We start from the raw sequence: 14,329 nt of genomic DNA on the forward strand, positions 1-14,329 counted from the left end.
GATCAATACACCAGATTCAACGTGACATCATCGCTATAGGCGCCAGCCTGCGCGGTTGTCAGGGCACCTGCGTCAATCACGCCATACAGCGTCTCTTGCTGTTCCATGCCGTTGCCGGTGTCGGTGAGTCCATCGGTGTTGGTAATTTGCGTCTGTTTGCCCTCATCGGCAAAAAGTTTCCAGGCAATCTTCTGTGCGCCCGTTTCACCGTTTTCTGGCTTCAGCCAGAAGGTGCCGTTGTCGCTGCTATCGTTGCTGGTAGCAGAGAGCGTGAACGGCGTCCCGTTGGTACAGACGATATCGACCTGCGTTTTGGCCTGAATTTCGCTTGATTCATCCGAGCCGTGGCGCGAGAAATTGAGGTCGTTGGCTTTGAGCGTGCAGGACTTCACCACCTCAAGTGAAACGTGCATCGTCGCGCTTGTGGTGCTGTCTGCGGCGATTGCAGCAGCAGGAAGCAGGAGAACGGAACAACATACAACAACAGGGATAATTCTCATGATCGTATTTCCTGACGTGAATAACAGTGCAATTACAAAGAAGAGGGGAGCGCGTCCAGCAGGCAGAGTTTTTGATGGAATTCCGCCAGGTTCTGGCAGCAAAATTTGTTCATCGCGTTACGTTTGTGGGTGTAGATCGTTTTAGGTGACTTATTAAGGATTTGCGCAATACGTATCGGGCTGAATCCTTTATGGAACAGCATGCAAACCCGCATCTCCTGACAGGTGAGCGTGGCGGTATTCTCGAAAGAGAAGCTTGTGTCGCTAAAACAGAGGCTTAGCTGCGCGAGAGACACATTGTCCGCAACCACTCTGACCCGCGCGTTGTGTAGCCAGGCGTTAATGTCGTTGACCCGGGCCGCGTCCGTCAATAACAGCCAGTTTCCCCCGACGTGCGTATTGAGCAGCAGTGTCTGCAGACGCATAAGCCCTTGTGGATTAACGTTGTTAATCCAGTACGCCTCAGGACGGGGTGATACGGCTGTCGACAGGATCGAATTCAGGCCAAGCCATAAAAAAGCGTTGCTGCTCAGAACGATAACCTGATAGCCGGCATTTGCGATGAAAGGCGTCATTTTAGACCCCACAGATAACCCTGGCCGTAATCGGCCGCGCTCGCCCGGGCCAGTGCGAAATCGCCCGCCGTTTCGATGCCTTCAATAAGGACTTTACTGGCGACACGCTTACATTGACGGGTGAGATGCAGAAACTTCGCCTGCTCTGTGCGCCCGCTCCAGAAAGTATGTTTGTCAATTTTGACGCCACAGAAGCGGATCTGGCTGGCAAGCAGTTCGGGAAGAATGGCTTCACAGACATCATCAGCCCACACTTCAATTCCCCAAAGATGAAGTGTCGCAATGCAGTTTCGCAGGACCCGGCTTTGCGTATCATCGAGTTGTACCATCGTATGGAGATCGGTCACTTCGATAGCAAGCCTCTCCGGACAGGGTGTTGCTTCTTTTAGCCTGTCGAGGAAGTCCGTTTCCAGCAGCAAATCTGATGTCGCGTTGAGATAATATTTGTCGCCCTCTTCGCAAAACATGGCATGGCGAAGCTGCGCAAAGAAAAGTTGTTTACGCTGCGTCGAAGGCATGGCGTCAAAATAGTCTTCGAGATTGACGTGGGGTTTTGCCGTGGACAATACCTCCCAGGCAATCACATGTTCACTGCGCAGTGCCCGGATGGATTCGAACTTATAGCCGGTTAGCATGATAAAAGTGTGTCACTCTCCGTCGTTACTTTAGGAGTTACACATTTTATAGAATGGTGTTTTTTCGGGATATTTATAAATAAAAATGACTTATATATGGTGTTTTTATCTAATTTATAATCAATTTATAGGTTTATTTATTTTTATAAGCACCCGGCAGGGACGCCGGGTGCTCAGGCATTAACCTTGTCTGCTGACAATTTTGATTTCGACCATGCCAATCCCGAGCTCGCGCGGTGAGTGGCCAAGAATATTTCCTTCATTGGTGGACTGCGGGTCTGGCGGCACAATCACCAGGGTATTGCTGCGCGATGGGTTGGCAAAATGCAGAGTGTGCGTGCTGACATCATTCCCAAGCGTCAGCGTCTGCTCCTCATCGCCCACGCGCACCGGCACTGGCTTATTCGCGTTAGGTCCATACGCTCTGGCTGTGATCACCAGGTCAAATTGCTCCGGCAGGGGATGGGTGTACTCAATTTTCACTTCGTTACCCAACTGCGCGTTTGACCAGCGTCCCCACGACTCCGGACGAGAGATGCCGCTAAACTGCTTCACTTCTTCAGGCGCGCCGGCCACGTTGAAGATGAAGCTGTCTGCTTTATAGCGAATGTCGTTGTCGACGATTTTCAGCATGTCGATGTTGTGCTGATAGCGTGTGGTATCAATCACCGTATCTTTAAAGGCGGTTTTGCCTTTCCACTGGGCTTTGTCCACATGCTGCACGGTTTGCTCCCCGCCAAGCTGCCCCTGAGAGACGCACCAGTCGGTCGACAGCGCCAGCGGCTGTGACCAGAGCTGACCCATTTTGTAACACCTGTCGATCCAGACAAAGTTATCGCGTGGGGCGAAATCGGCCAGCTGGAAACGCAGCGGTGCGGAATATTCACTTTCCGGTAGCGGTTCAACGCGACTGTCCGACACCCGTACCAGCAGCGGCAGACGGAAGTTACTGCCAGAGAAGGCAATCGTGTTTTTCTCCCGATCGATGGTGAAGTCTTTCATCTCTTTCGGGAAGTTCCACAGCCGGATGATGTCGGGCTTCCAGGCGAGGATTTTCTCCTTCATGTTGAGGAACACTTCCGACAGGGATTGCCCGGACAGCGTGCTGCGACCCAGGCCAATAAAGTTGTCGCCACCCAGAATGTCCAGCACGGTTGCGCCGTTATCCATGGAGTTGCGTTTGGTGGCGATCACCTCTTGTTGCGGCTGGTCGCCGCGCAGAACGAAGAACAGGTTGCTGCGATCCTGCTTGTTGAGCTGATCCCAGGCGCTGTTTTTCATCGCCAGATGGTCAGACGAGACGACGATGACGGTGTTTTTAAAATACGGCGAGGCTTTGATTTTCTCGACCAGCGCGGCGATATGCTCCTGGCTACAGGTCACGGCGCTAAAGGAGGCGTTGCTTTTGCCGTCCACGTCATAGCGTTTGCGTTTACAGGTGCGCGAGACGAAACCATCCGGATGGTGCGTATCTACCGTCAGCGCGAAGAGGGAAAAACGCTTCCCGGCGCGGGAAAGCGCCTCGAATTTCTTCCAGGTTTCGTCCAGTACGGTATCGTCATAGAAACCCCAGTCGTTGCGGTAGGTCGGGTCGGCAACCGTCGTCTTTAACTCTTCTGAGCCGTACAGGTGATCAAAACCGTGGGATTTCAGGAACACATCTTTTCCGGCAAAGCGCAGGTTTGCACCCTGCACGAAGTAGTTTTCGTAACCGGAATTTTTCAGTATATCGCCCAGGCAAATATTCTGCGGGAAGAACGTCGACATCGAGGCTGAAGCGTTACCTTCAAAAGGTGCGAACAGCGGGATACCGCACTGGGAAGCCACCATCCCGGCGATAGTGTAATCCGTGCCGGGCAACTGCATGGTGTGGCTGAAATCGAGACCTTCATCTTTCAGCGCCCCCAGATCCGGGGTCAGGTTCGGGAACGCAGTGTTGTCGAAGTAGGTGCGCTCCAGGCTTTCACCGTAGATATAGACCAGGTTGAGTTTCGGGTTGGCGATCGTTTTCGATGGCTCTTTGTAGTACGCCACAAAGTCTGGATCGCCGTCACGCGACTGAGATTTCACCAGTTCGGTGATCTGATGAAACGCCGGGCTGGCGTCGACGGAGGCTAACGCCAGGAAAAGCGCCAGCAGGCTGTAACCATGATGATGAGGAAGATGGCGCCGGCGGCGCAGCACCCAGGCGAGTGCGCCAAATATGGTTACCAGCGCCACAACCAGGCCCAGCCCCGGAAGAATGTACTTGCCCACTCCCGCGCCCGTCAGGCTGTTCGTCAGGGTATAAAGTACCGCATCGTTGATCCCGTCACCGGTGAAGTAATCGCTGGCGTATAAGGTAATGTTTAAAATAATAAAAAAGCCGAGTACGACCAGTGTGGCGATAAACCACCAGGTGTTACGGCCGGCTTTCCAGGCATAAACGCCCACAGAAGCCAGAAAAAGGACAAGAGACATGAATTCTGACAACAGCATATCCTCATGACGCCAGGTGCTTCGCTGGCTAACTGTTTATTTTTTGGGTTATACAATGTAATGGCGATGTCGTTTAGCTGCAATTTTAGTGTCACGAAAGTGTGCTGTTGTTAGGATTTGGTTTAGAAAATCGTTTTTATGAAGAAGGTCGCATCCTGACAAACGGACGCTGAGACGGTGGCAGGTTGGAAAAACGCTCGTTTCACGCCGCGATGCAAGACTATCGCATTAAACGCGGCGTGTTGTGGCAGAAAATGGGGGAAATCAGGAGATGAAATTAACGCCTTGTTTCAACACCAGATCGCAGGCTTTGGTTTTCACCTGTTTCGCCAGAGAAGAGTTGCCAAGGGTGCTCAGGTTAAGTTGCTGACCGTTTTGTGCGTTAAGCAGACCCTGAATGCCATCCATATAGCTGGTATCCGCTTTTTGCTCCTGAGTATCGAGACCCAGTTTACCCAGCACCTGGTTTTTCACGTTTTGCGCGTCGGTCACCGAGGCCAGTTTTTGCTTCGCGCAATATTCCAGAATCCCCGCCGCGTTGTTCATCGTGCCCGCGCTCAGGCTTTGGGAGCTGTTGCTTAGCAGGCTGGTGAGGGAAGAGGCGGAGAGCCCACCCTGAGCGCTGCTGCTCTCTTTGGTCAGCTCGTTTGCTGCGCTTGAGAGGGACTCCTGCCAGGACGCCGCTTGCGCTGCGCCGGTAACCAGCAGCGCGCCTAAAAAGGTGCTGATAAGGATCTGTTTTTTCATAATGGCTTTCTCTAAAAGGTCCGTTTTGGGCCGGAAGGGGTTCCAGTATATACCTGTGTCCCGCTGGCGATTCCTGGAACTGTCTTAATACTCTTTGCCGGTAACGCGGCTGCGGTAACTGTCCCAGTCGAAGATGACATACAGACTGTTACCCAGCTTCATACGGTCCATGACGCGTTCGCCCAGTAAGCGGGTCATCTCGTCGATGTTGTGGTTTGTGAGCATGCCGGTGGGGCGTTTGGAGGAAGAACGGCGATCGACAATCTGATTGATGATGACCTTTTCATAACGGGATTCCGTCTGAACGCCAATCTCGTCGATGACCAGTAAATCGACATTACTCAGATCGTTAAGCAGCTGTTCTTCGCTGGTTTCGCGGTTGCTGAAGGTGTCTTTCATGGCGGACATGATATCGGCCACGGTGATAATGAGCACCGATTTACCGCGCAGAAGCAGTTCGTTACAGATGGCTGCGGCAAGATGGTTCTTCCCGGTGCCCGGTTTACCGCTAAAAATGAAGCTGGCGATATTACCGTCAAATTCATCCACGTACTGACGTGCGGCGGCGAGCGCGTTCATCTGCCCGCTGGTTTCAACTTTATAGTTATCAAACGAGCAATTCTGATGCAGAGGGCGAATACCGGAGCGGTTAAACGTGCGCTGCATTTTCATCGCCCGGTTTTCGCGGGCGAGCGCGGCGGCACGGATTTTTCCTTGCTCTTTTTGCCACGCCAGCAGTTCTTCCCCCGTCGTGAAAGCGGGCTTCACGTTAGCTGGCATCATTTTTTGCAGACGTTTCATCAGGTCACCGACGTTCTTCATTTCGCACCTCGGAATCCACTGGGGATCTGTTTATCCGGTTCTGAAAACGCGTTGATATCGCGTTTTGGCTGGCCGTTATTGCTGGCGCGGGTTATCTGCAGATGACGCGCGAGCTTTTGCTGCCACTGAATATGGGTGAAAACTTTACCCTCTGCCTGCCACCAGGCCGTAAAGGCGGCGAGCTCTTCCGCGGTGGCCGGTTGGGTTAACGCAATGCCCCACAGCGCGGCCTGCCGTTGAAAATCGGCGTCGGGCTGCCAGCCCGCATACAGGGCAAATTTGCCCATCGGAACGGTCACCGGGGCGTTAACCGGTTCATCAAACAACTGGTTATCCAGCGTGACATCGCTCACCGGGCGGGATAATTGCGCTTCAGTCTCCAGAAGCTGTGCCAGACGTTCCGGCGTGATTGCGTAAAACGCCGGCGCGTTGTCGGCAAAAACCGCAACCGTGCCGCCTTCGGCGTGAGTCAACACACCGCGTGGGTCGCGCATAAAGGCATCAATGCCAGCAATGCTGGTGGTCAGAATTCTGGAGGACATAACGCTTACTCTACTGATAACGACGGGCGTGATAAGGGCTTATGGTAGCACAGAGAGGGGGAAGGGAAGGAGGGGATTTCCCCGGTGGCGCTGCGCGTACCGGGGCTACAGTCATAGACCTGATAAGCACAGCGCCATCAGGCATTTATCACGCGATGATATTCAGGGTCACATCGATGTTGCCGCGGGTCGCGTTAGAGTAAGGGCAAACAATGTGCGCCGCATCGACCAGTTTTTTGGCTTCCGCCGGATCCATCCCTTCAACGTGGATGTTCAGTTTTGCTTCGATACCAAAACCGGTTGGCAACGGACCAATACCCACTTCGCCTTCAATAAAGGCTTCTTTAGGCAGGGCAAATTTGTCGCGAGCCGCGACAAACTTCATTGCGCCCAGGAAGCAGGCGGAGTAGCCAGCAGCAAACAGCTGCTCAGGGTTAGTCACTTCACCCCCCATGCCGCCCATCTCTTTTGGCACGCCCAGTTTGACATCCAGAACGCCATCGGAAGAGGTCGCGCGGCCGTCACGGCCCCCGGTGGCTTTTGCTTTGGCGGTATAAACAACTTTTTCTAAAGACATGGCAGGTTCCTCATCTTACTTTTATGTGCGCTATTAAATAGCGTGCGATATACATGGGTAAATAAATACGCGTAAAGTATAGCGTCACGCGCGTTGAATCTGTTGTCGCAAAACTTCCAGCTGCTGCTTGAGTGACAGCATGGTCTCGGTATCACACTGTGCCGCGCATCCCACCGCATGAGGGATCCCTGCGGCCTGCTGCTGTAGGTGACGTCCTGCATCAGTCAGGGTGACAGCGACCTGGCGTTCGTCTTTACGCGAGCGGTGACGGTTGATGAGCCCGGCGCTTTCCAGACGCTTCAGCAGCGGCGTCAGCGTTGCGGAATCAAGGAACAGCCGTTCACCGATGTCTGATACCGTCACGTCATCCTGCTCCCACAGCACCAGCATCACCAGATATTGCGGGTAAGTCAGGTTTAGCGGTGCCAGCAACTGCCGGTACAGCTTGTTAAGCGCCAGATTTGCCGAATAGAGGGCAAAGCAGAGCTGGTTATCCAGCAGGAGCGCAGCGGTCGTGTCGTTCGTTTTCGCGTTCATGAGATGAATATAGATAGCGTACGATTTAATTGCAAGCAATTTTATGGGCAGGTATACCGCAGCGCCACCTGAACGGCCATTTTACGGTAGTGCTGGCGCTGAGCCCGCTCGTCGGCACCCTCTTCAAACAGCAGAGTGAAGGTGTAGCTGTTGGCGACGTAGTGAAAGCTGAAGCTGCTTATCAGGCGGTGGAGATCGCGGGCGTCAACCGTCTGGCTGAACAGCAGTTTCTCTTTGCCGCGACGCAGGATCTCTTCCAGCAGGTCGAGCGCGCTGCGGTTAACCTGGCGCAGATAATTCGACTGCTGCATAAAGCGGCCACGCTGCATGTTTTCCATGCAAATGATACGGATGTAATCCGGATGGTCAGCATGATAGTCAAAGGTGGTTTCAACCAGGTGGACCAGCGCTTCGACGGGGGGCATATCCGCCAGGCTAAGCGCTTTTTCGCTGGCGCGAATTTCGGTGTAAACGTGTTCCAGCACCAGCAGATAAAGATTTTCTTTATTCTTAAAATGGTAAACCACCATGCGTTTGGTGGTGCCCGCTTTCTCCGCGATCTGCTCCATGCGGGCGCCGTTCAGTCCGTATTCGGCAAACAGCGCAATAGCGCTCTGAAAAATTTTCTCTTTCAGGCTGGACTCTTCGTTGTGCTCGGGGTGTTCGCTGCCAGGGTTAGCCACATCCTTTCCTTATTTTCACCAAACGGACCAGAAAGATTATCTCCACGGCAGCGAAATAACACAAATATCAAACGCGCGGGCGTTTGCGGTACAGCCACAATCCGGGGATCGACAGCCCGATAGAGAGCGCACCGACAATGGACGACGCTTTAAGAAAGTTGCTCAGAAGAAGGATCATCTGCGGCTCGGTGTAGCCAAAATGGCTGATTTTCACCGCTGAAATCATTGCCGTATACGCCGATATGCCCGGAAACATTGGGATCACGGCGGCGACGGTGAAGACTTTAGGATGCGCCAGATACCAGCGCGACCATTGAATGCCGATGCTACCGACCAGCATAGAGGCCATAAATGTCGACCATTCGATATTAAAACCCGCCGCCATCATGGCCATTCGCGAGCCGTGACCAATCGCCCCCAACAGCGCACACCACGGCAGAGCACGTTGCGGAACGTTAAAGACCATCGCAAAGCCGACGGCAGGAATGGCGGCCAGGATCATATCCTGTGCCAGTGCCAGCAGAAAATCTATCACGCCCATCCGCGTAACCCCCAGAGAGTCATAGCCATGACCACGCCGATACAGGTTGCCAGCGTCAGCAGGCTGGCGATGGCCCAGCGTGCCAGACCGGTATTAATGTGCCCTTTAAACATATCGGCGACGGCGTTGATTAACGGAAAGCCCGGCACCAGCAAAAGCACGCTGGCCGCCATGGCAATCGTCGGGGTGTTGGCGAGCTGCGGCAGGCGCAGCAGCAGGCCTGAAACGGTAGTGGCGACAAACGCGGTAATGCAGAAGTTAATTTGCGGGTGCAACTGCCGATGGGTCAGCAACTGGCGTACATACATGGCGATACTACTGGCGAAAAAGGTGACCAGTGCGCCATCCCAGCCGCCTTTATTGAGCTTACAGAAACAGGCGCATGAGAGCCCGACCATCAGCACGACAAGCCAGCGCGGATAACGTAACGGTTTGATTTGGTTGAACCGTTTTTCAATCTCTTTGAGATCGAGAAGCTTATGCTCCGCAAGGATGACGATATGCTGCACTTCGGTCACAACGTGCATGTTAATGCCACGGTCCTGGTTTTTACGGGTGGAGGTCAGGCACTGACCGTCCTTGATCGTGGTCAGCACAATGGCGTTGGAAGAGATGGCGCTTTCCACGCTGTCCATCCCCAGCGCCATCCCCAGCCGGGTTGAAAGTTCCTCAACCAGCGCGCTTTCCGCGCCGTGCTGGAGCAGAAAAAGACCGCACTGAATACAGAGCCGCGTGATAGCACGCTGCGTTGACCGTTCTGCCTGCATGTCGTGTCCTGAAGAGAAGGTGAAGAGTAGCCGCGTGGCCCGTAGTGCCTACTTTTAGCACAAAATGCAGTGGCAGTTGCTGTGGGTCAGATCAAGGTTTATGCAAACAGTTGCAGCCTGGCTGACGAAAGACGTTGGGATCAATTTATCAATTCGGTGAATTATTGGTTTGGAAATATAGAATATTTGTATTTAGTTATTCTAATTTTATATTGTCGATATTTTAATGATTGTCGAATTAAATTTATTGTCGCTTTGTGAGATATTAGTGCAGTTTTAGGCATTTCTTAAACTTAAAACATTTCTCATCTTCTGCTTGTATTAATCAGTTTTACACTCAGGGACGAAAATACGTATAACTTGATGCGTTTTAACGTTACTTATCAAATGAAAATGGACACGGAGGGTCTATGTTGTCATTGCACGGTAAGCATGGCGTTGTCATTAGCCGGATACCCGTAATGCAAAATGGGTTAGGGGATGTGGTGACACGACATTTTCCCGATTTTGAATTGACCTATTGCCGCTCACTGCAGGAGTTGACCCTGCTTCAGTTACGCCGCGCAGATGTGATTATTGCCGATGTTTCAGGCGAATACAGGAACCCGCGGGGTGCGCTCGAAGAGTATTACCGCTTATTGAATCAGTACAGGGATATCCACTGGATCTTTTTGGTTTCCCGGCCATTTTATCCTATTGCCGTTGAGCTGCTTATGCGCCCGGAAACCACGTTGCTTTCTGATATGGAACCTATCGAAGGTGTCGTGAACGCTATCCGGGCAGGAAGTGAACGCGCAGAGCGGATTAGCCAGACGTTATTAACTCCCGAATCTCAGGAAGGCGAAGAGGAAGACGAACACGTCATTGCGCTTACAAATTCTGAGCGCAAGGTACTTCGTCTGTTAGGTAAAGGGTGGGGGATTAACCAAATCGCTACGTTGCTTAAGAAGAGCAATAAAACGATCAGTGCGCAGAAAAACAGTGCGATGCGAAGGCTGTCATTACGGAGTAATGCCGATATGTACGCCTGGATCAACAGTACACAGGGAATGAGAGAGCTGAATCTCATGTCAGCCTATGGAGAGTTCGAGGAATGGAAAAAACCGATTCAACACGACATATCGCCATCATCGAAAATTGCACGATGAGTGCCATTGGGCTGCAGCATCTTTTTGCGCAGTCCGAACTCAGTCAATATCAACTGCACCTGTTCAATGATTTCGATGGCTTTAAGAAGGCGCTTTATCACATTAATTTTTTCTCGCTGATCTATTCCCTTTCCGATGCGCGAGAAGCACGTCGCAACTGCCTGGCGCACCTGAGGGATCTCGCGTTTACGCATAGCCATATTCAACGCATTATACTGGTATCTGATGAGATGGAGGCGCGGCTGATTAGCCATCTTTCCCCTTCTCGCCTTCACGGTGTGGTCAGTAAATCAGTGACGCTTGAACACCTGCGGAAAGAATTCATGGTGCTGTTGAGCGAAACGCTGCGCATAAATGACAATATGCTTAATCATTGGTACTGCAGCCAGAACCGGATGTTAAGCCCGACGGAGAGGGCAATATTGCGTTATATGTCGTGCGGCTATTCCATCCCAGAAATCGCGGCGCAGCTTAAGCGCAATATCAAGACTATCCGCGCACATAAGTTTAATGCGATGGTGAAGCTGGGGGTGAATTCTGACGTCGGGTTGCTCGATGCCGCGGATATTCTTACGCATTTGCCGGTAAGAGAAACGCGTAGTGTGGGGTTAAACAAACCGACATTTTTGTAACCTGCCTTTTGCGCCAGAGATCTTCTGGCGCATCAATCAGATGCACACATCGACCCACTTTGCGGATGTCAGCTCTGCCATTCTGTCCGGAGAAATACGCACAGCACTATGGATTGCGCCAGCGGCAGGAAGCACTTCCGCGTACTGTTTTAGAGAGATATCACAGTAAACCCCGAGCGGGTTTTCCAGCCCGAACGGGCAGACGCCGCCAACGGGATGGCCCGTCACGGTGACCACTTCATCACTGCTGAGCATGCGCGCTTTTGCGCCAAAGGTGTCTTTCAGTTTTTTGTTATCCAGACGCGCATCACCCTTCGCAACGACCAGTATCACCTCATTTTTAACCTTCAAAGATAAGGTTTTGGCGATTTGTCCCGGTTCCACACGATGGGCGGCAGCAGCCAGCGCAACGGTAGCCGTACTCTGGCTAAGTTCTATAACTTCTATCTCCGGCGCGTTGTCGGCAAAAAACTGCTGTACGGACTGCAAACTCATTATTTCCTCCTGACAAATAACCTGCGTAATCTGTCATAAGAATTTATGCTCTGTAAATATCTCTTAAGTAACAAATATCCCGGATGGCTGATTTCTGGATCCCCTTCACAATCACAGAAACCGGTTACAGTAACCGGTTGCAGAGCGTGATGCGTAGATTAATACTGAGTATGTAACGTCCCCTGTATCCAATAATAAGAGCCAATTATGAAACCATTTCGTCTGAGCAGTACCGCGGGTACACAAGCCAGCAAGGTTGTGAAGCTGAGTTATGGAACAACGTGCGGCGCGAGCGCGTCCGTTATAAACGTCTGACAGGAGAGCTGCCATGTCTGCCAACCATGCTGCGTTTAATCTGATATTCCGTTTCGTTGAAAATTACGTTAGCCCGATTGCCGGGCGCATCTCTTCTCAACGTCATGTGATGGCTATCCGTGATGGCTTCATCTCCGCGATGCCGTTTATGATTGTGGGTTCATTTTTATTAGTGTTCGCTTACCCGCCATTTTCGCCTGATACCACCTGGGGTTTCGCACGCGCCTGGCTGGATATGGCGAAACAATTTGAAGGCCAGATCCTCACGCCGTTTGATATGACGATGGGGATTATGTCCATTTATATCTGTGCGGCCATTGCCTATAACCTGGGCAAACACTATGTCAAAACGCACCGGCTCGATCCGTTTATGTGTGCCATGCTCTCGCTCATGGCATTTTTGCTGGTCGCGGCACCGAAAACCAAAGGCACACTTCCTGTCGATAGCCTCGGTGGAACCGGTATTTTCACCGCCATTCTGGTCGCGATTTACTGCGTTGAGATGATGCGTTTCCTCAAGGCGCATAACATCGGTATTCGCCTGCCAGACCAGGTACCGCCGATGATCAAAAACTCCTTTGACCTGCTGATCCCGGTGCTGGTGGTGGTGTTAACGCTCTATCCGCTGAGCCTGGTGATTCAGTCTCAGTTTGACATGCTGATCCCGCAGGCGATTATGTCGATCTTTAAACCCCTGGTTTCCGCGGCAGACTCACTGCCTGCGATTCTGCTGGCGGTACTGATTGGGCATTTGCTGTGGTTCGCCGGGATCCACGGCGCGGCCATTGTCTCCGGGATGCTGCAGATGTTCTGGCTGACAAACCTTGGGGCCAACCAGACCGCACTGGCCGCCGGTCAGCCTTTGCCACATATTTTTATGGAAGCCTTCTGGACGTTCTTCATCGTGATCGGTGGGTCGGGCGCGACGATGGGGCTGGTGATTTGCTATCTGCGTAGCCGCTCGGCGCATTTACGTTCTATCGGGCGTTTGAGCGTGGTACCCAGCTTCTTTAACATCAACGAACCCGTTATCTTCGGCACGCCGATTGTGATGAATCCGGTGTTCTTTATACCGTTCCTGCTGGCCCCCATGGTTAACGCCGTCCTGGCCTGGGCCGCGATGACCTTTGATTTGATAGGCCGCGTCATTTCCGTCGTACCCTGGACAGCACCGGCGCCGATAGGCGCAGCATGGGCCCTGGGCTGGGATTTCCGTGCAGCTATTCTGGTTGTCGTTCTGGCCTGCGTATCGGCCATCATCTACTACCCGTTCTTTAAAGTTTACGAGAAACAACTGCTGGAGCAGGAAGCTGAAGAAGCGCAGCGTAATACGGAAGAGGATAATCAGCAGGTGGCCTAGGTAAAAGCAAAACGGCAACTTTCAGGTTGCCGTTTTTAGTGTTTGTTCCCTCTCCCCGTGGGAGAGGGGCAGGGTGAGGGCATCAGGCCGCACCCAATTACTTCAGCGTACAATCCCCGCACTGCTTAACGTCCGGCAGGCGATAGCGCTGGCAGCAGGTGCGGCGCACCAGGAGTCCGTCACGGAGTACAACGGTACGAAAGAGCGGGTTATCGCGGCCGTCTGAAAGCTGTTTTGCAAAGAAACAGGACTGACGCAGTGCATCAACGTTCTCATCACCAAGCAGCGGTTTCATTTCCGTTAAATACCAGTGGATTAAATATCCGGTATTACTCCAGATAAGCTTTCCGTTGATCTCCCCCGTCGCTTCAAGCGCATCCACCACCGGGATCAAGGCCTGAATGACAAGTTGCTCCAGTCGTTCCTGGGCAGAGAGGTGTGCCGCGTTCAGGTCCTCGTGCAGATCGATCCAGAAACAGGCCGCTCGACCGGTTTCGTGGAACTCGACATGGAAATGTTCCGGGGAGAGCGCCAGCATGCTTTTCTGGGTTAACACCGCCAGCATGAGCGGAGGTACCATCAGCCCGATATACCATTGCGCCCACAGGGAAAGCAAAGGCTTATTTTCTCGCGTCAGGGCTGGCTGATTGCGATAGATATGGTCGGAATAGGTGGCAAGCAGCGACTGCAGCGTAGAGGGTTGTCGCCACTCCGCGAGGGTCATGGCGTGGTGCGGGGGCGCTTCATCAAGCCGGATAAAGTCCAGCAGGTGAGCGCGTGTTTCCGCAATCTTATCCCGTATGGCATCCGCAAGCGACGCATTCCCGTTGGTGAGGGGCGCTCGCCAGAGAAGGGGTTCAACAATGTGTGCGGTATGCGTAGCCATAGTTGAGATAGGAATCTAAATGATAATGATTGCCAATCCTAACTATTGCTTATACCAATGGCAAGACTTTTGTCCTGATTCAACGCCGA

17 protein-coding genes are annotated in these 14,329 nt (G+C 52.5%); 3 read left to right on the plus strand and 14 right to left on the minus strand.

What is annotated here, in order from left to right; translation table 11 throughout:
• Window positions 1-2: 2 nt before the first annotated feature.
• The 12 genes from L3068_RS02780 to L3068_RS02835 all read right to left on the minus strand — a co-directional run bounded on the left by L3068_RS02780 (window position 3) and on the right by L3068_RS02835 (window position 9,404).
• Window positions 3-500, minus strand: a complete 498-nt coding sequence (locus tag L3068_RS02780; RefSeq protein ID WP_117580860.1) for a Csu type fimbrial protein — start codon at window positions 498-500, stop codon at window positions 3-5.
• A gap of 32 nt (window positions 501-532) precedes the next feature.
• Window positions 533-1,075 (minus strand): helix-turn-helix transcriptional regulator, encoded by a 543-nt coding sequence (locus L3068_RS02785; RefSeq protein ID WP_117580862.1) that lies wholly within the window; start codon window positions 1,073-1,075, stop codon window positions 533-535.
• Window positions 1,072-1,710 carry an EAL domain-containing protein gene (locus L3068_RS02790; RefSeq protein WP_023331959.1) on the minus strand — a complete coding sequence of 213 codons (639 nt, stop codon included), beginning with the start codon at window positions 1,708-1,710 and terminating at the stop codon, window positions 1,072-1,074. Before L3068_RS02790 ends, L3068_RS02785 begins: the two co-directional genes overlap by 4 nt.
• A 180-nt stretch (window positions 1,711-1,890) precedes the next feature.
• Window positions 1,891-4,182 (minus strand): phosphatidylglycerol--membrane-oligosaccharide glycerophosphotransferase, encoded by a 2,292-nt coding sequence (gene opgB / locus L3068_RS02795; protein ID WP_014882430.1) that lies wholly within the window; start codon window positions 4,180-4,182, stop codon window positions 1,891-1,893.
• A 270-nt stretch (window positions 4,183-4,452) separates the two neighbouring features.
• Window positions 4,453-4,935 carry a YjjA family protein gene (locus L3068_RS02800; RefSeq protein ID WP_117580864.1) on the minus strand — a complete coding sequence of 161 codons (483 nt, stop codon included), beginning with the start codon at window positions 4,933-4,935 and terminating at the stop codon, window positions 4,453-4,455.
• An 84-nt stretch (window positions 4,936-5,019) separates the two neighbouring features.
• Entirely contained in the window at window positions 5,020-5,757 is a 738-nt protein-coding gene (gene dnaC / locus L3068_RS02805) for a replicative helicase loader DnaC (RefSeq protein ID WP_014882432.1), read from the minus strand.
• Window positions 5,754-6,299 (minus strand): primosomal protein DnaT, encoded by a 546-nt coding sequence (gene dnaT / locus L3068_RS02810; protein ID WP_023338998.1) that lies wholly within the window; start codon window positions 6,297-6,299, stop codon window positions 5,754-5,756. Before dnaT ends, dnaC begins: the two co-directional genes overlap by 4 nt.
• Before the next feature lie 148 nt (window positions 6,300-6,447).
• On the minus strand, window positions 6,448-6,876 hold the full coding sequence (locus tag L3068_RS02815) for an organic hydroperoxide resistance protein (protein WP_010427173.1): 429 nt from the start codon (window positions 6,874-6,876) through the stop codon (window positions 6,448-6,450).
• An 84-nt stretch (window positions 6,877-6,960) separates the two neighbouring features.
• Entirely contained in the window at window positions 6,961-7,413 is a 453-nt protein-coding gene (locus tag L3068_RS02820) for a MarR family winged helix-turn-helix transcriptional regulator (RefSeq protein WP_014882434.1), read from the minus strand.
• A 41-nt stretch (window positions 7,414-7,454) separates the two neighbouring features.
• Window positions 7,455-8,096, minus strand: coding sequence for a TetR/AcrR family transcriptional regulator (locus tag L3068_RS02825; RefSeq protein WP_023331963.1), 642 nt, complete (start codon window positions 8,094-8,096; stop codon window positions 7,455-7,457).
• A gap of 67 nt (window positions 8,097-8,163) precedes the next feature.
• On the minus strand, window positions 8,164-8,637 hold the full coding sequence (locus tag L3068_RS02830; RefSeq protein WP_014882436.1) for a threonine/serine exporter: 474 nt from the start codon (window positions 8,635-8,637) through the stop codon (window positions 8,164-8,166).
• Entirely contained in the window at window positions 8,628-9,404 is a 777-nt protein-coding gene (locus L3068_RS02835) for a threonine/serine exporter family protein (RefSeq protein WP_214602766.1), read from the minus strand. Before L3068_RS02835 ends, L3068_RS02830 begins: the two co-directional genes overlap by 10 nt.
• A gap of 410 nt (window positions 9,405-9,814) precedes the next feature.
• Between L3068_RS02835 and L3068_RS02840 the strand changes: the two genes are divergently transcribed.
• Both L3068_RS02840 and bglJ read left to right on the plus strand, forming a co-directional pair.
• A complete protein-coding gene (locus L3068_RS02840; RefSeq protein ID WP_023331965.1) occupies window positions 9,815-10,552 on the plus strand; it encodes a helix-turn-helix transcriptional regulator in 738 nt (245 codons plus the stop codon).
• Window positions 10,549-11,184: a DNA-binding transcriptional activator BglJ gene (gene bglJ, locus L3068_RS02845; RefSeq protein WP_032637559.1), complete on the plus strand. Its 636-nt coding sequence runs from the start codon at window positions 10,549-10,551 to the stop codon at window positions 11,182-11,184. Before L3068_RS02840 ends, bglJ begins: the two co-directional genes overlap by 4 nt.
• Window positions 11,185-11,220: 36 nt before the next feature.
• Here bglJ and L3068_RS02850 read toward each other — a convergent pair whose 3' ends face one another.
• Window positions 11,221-11,679, minus strand: coding sequence for a YbaK/EbsC family protein (locus tag L3068_RS02850; RefSeq protein WP_236904775.1), 459 nt, complete (start codon window positions 11,677-11,679; stop codon window positions 11,221-11,223).
• 328 nt (window positions 11,680-12,007) lie between these two features.
• On the opposite strand from L3068_RS02850, the gene L3068_RS02855 reads away from it, so the two are divergent.
• Window positions 12,008-13,354, plus strand: a complete 1,347-nt coding sequence (locus L3068_RS02855) for a PTS sugar transporter subunit IIC (protein WP_214602765.1) — start codon at window positions 12,008-12,010, stop codon at window positions 13,352-13,354.
• Between the two features lie 97 nt (window positions 13,355-13,451).
• Here the strand turns inward: L3068_RS02855 and fhuF are convergent, their stop codons facing one another.
• Window positions 13,452-14,240: a siderophore-iron reductase FhuF gene (fhuF, locus tag L3068_RS02860; protein ID WP_117580866.1), complete on the minus strand. Its 789-nt coding sequence runs from the start codon at window positions 14,238-14,240 to the stop codon at window positions 13,452-13,454.
• Between the last annotated feature and the right edge of the window lie 89 nt (window positions 14,241-14,329).

Source organism: Enterobacter cloacae complex sp. ECL414 (genome assembly GCF_021869685.1).
Classification (GTDB): domain Bacteria; phylum Pseudomonadota; class Gammaproteobacteria; order Enterobacterales; family Enterobacteriaceae; genus Enterobacter; species Enterobacter kobei.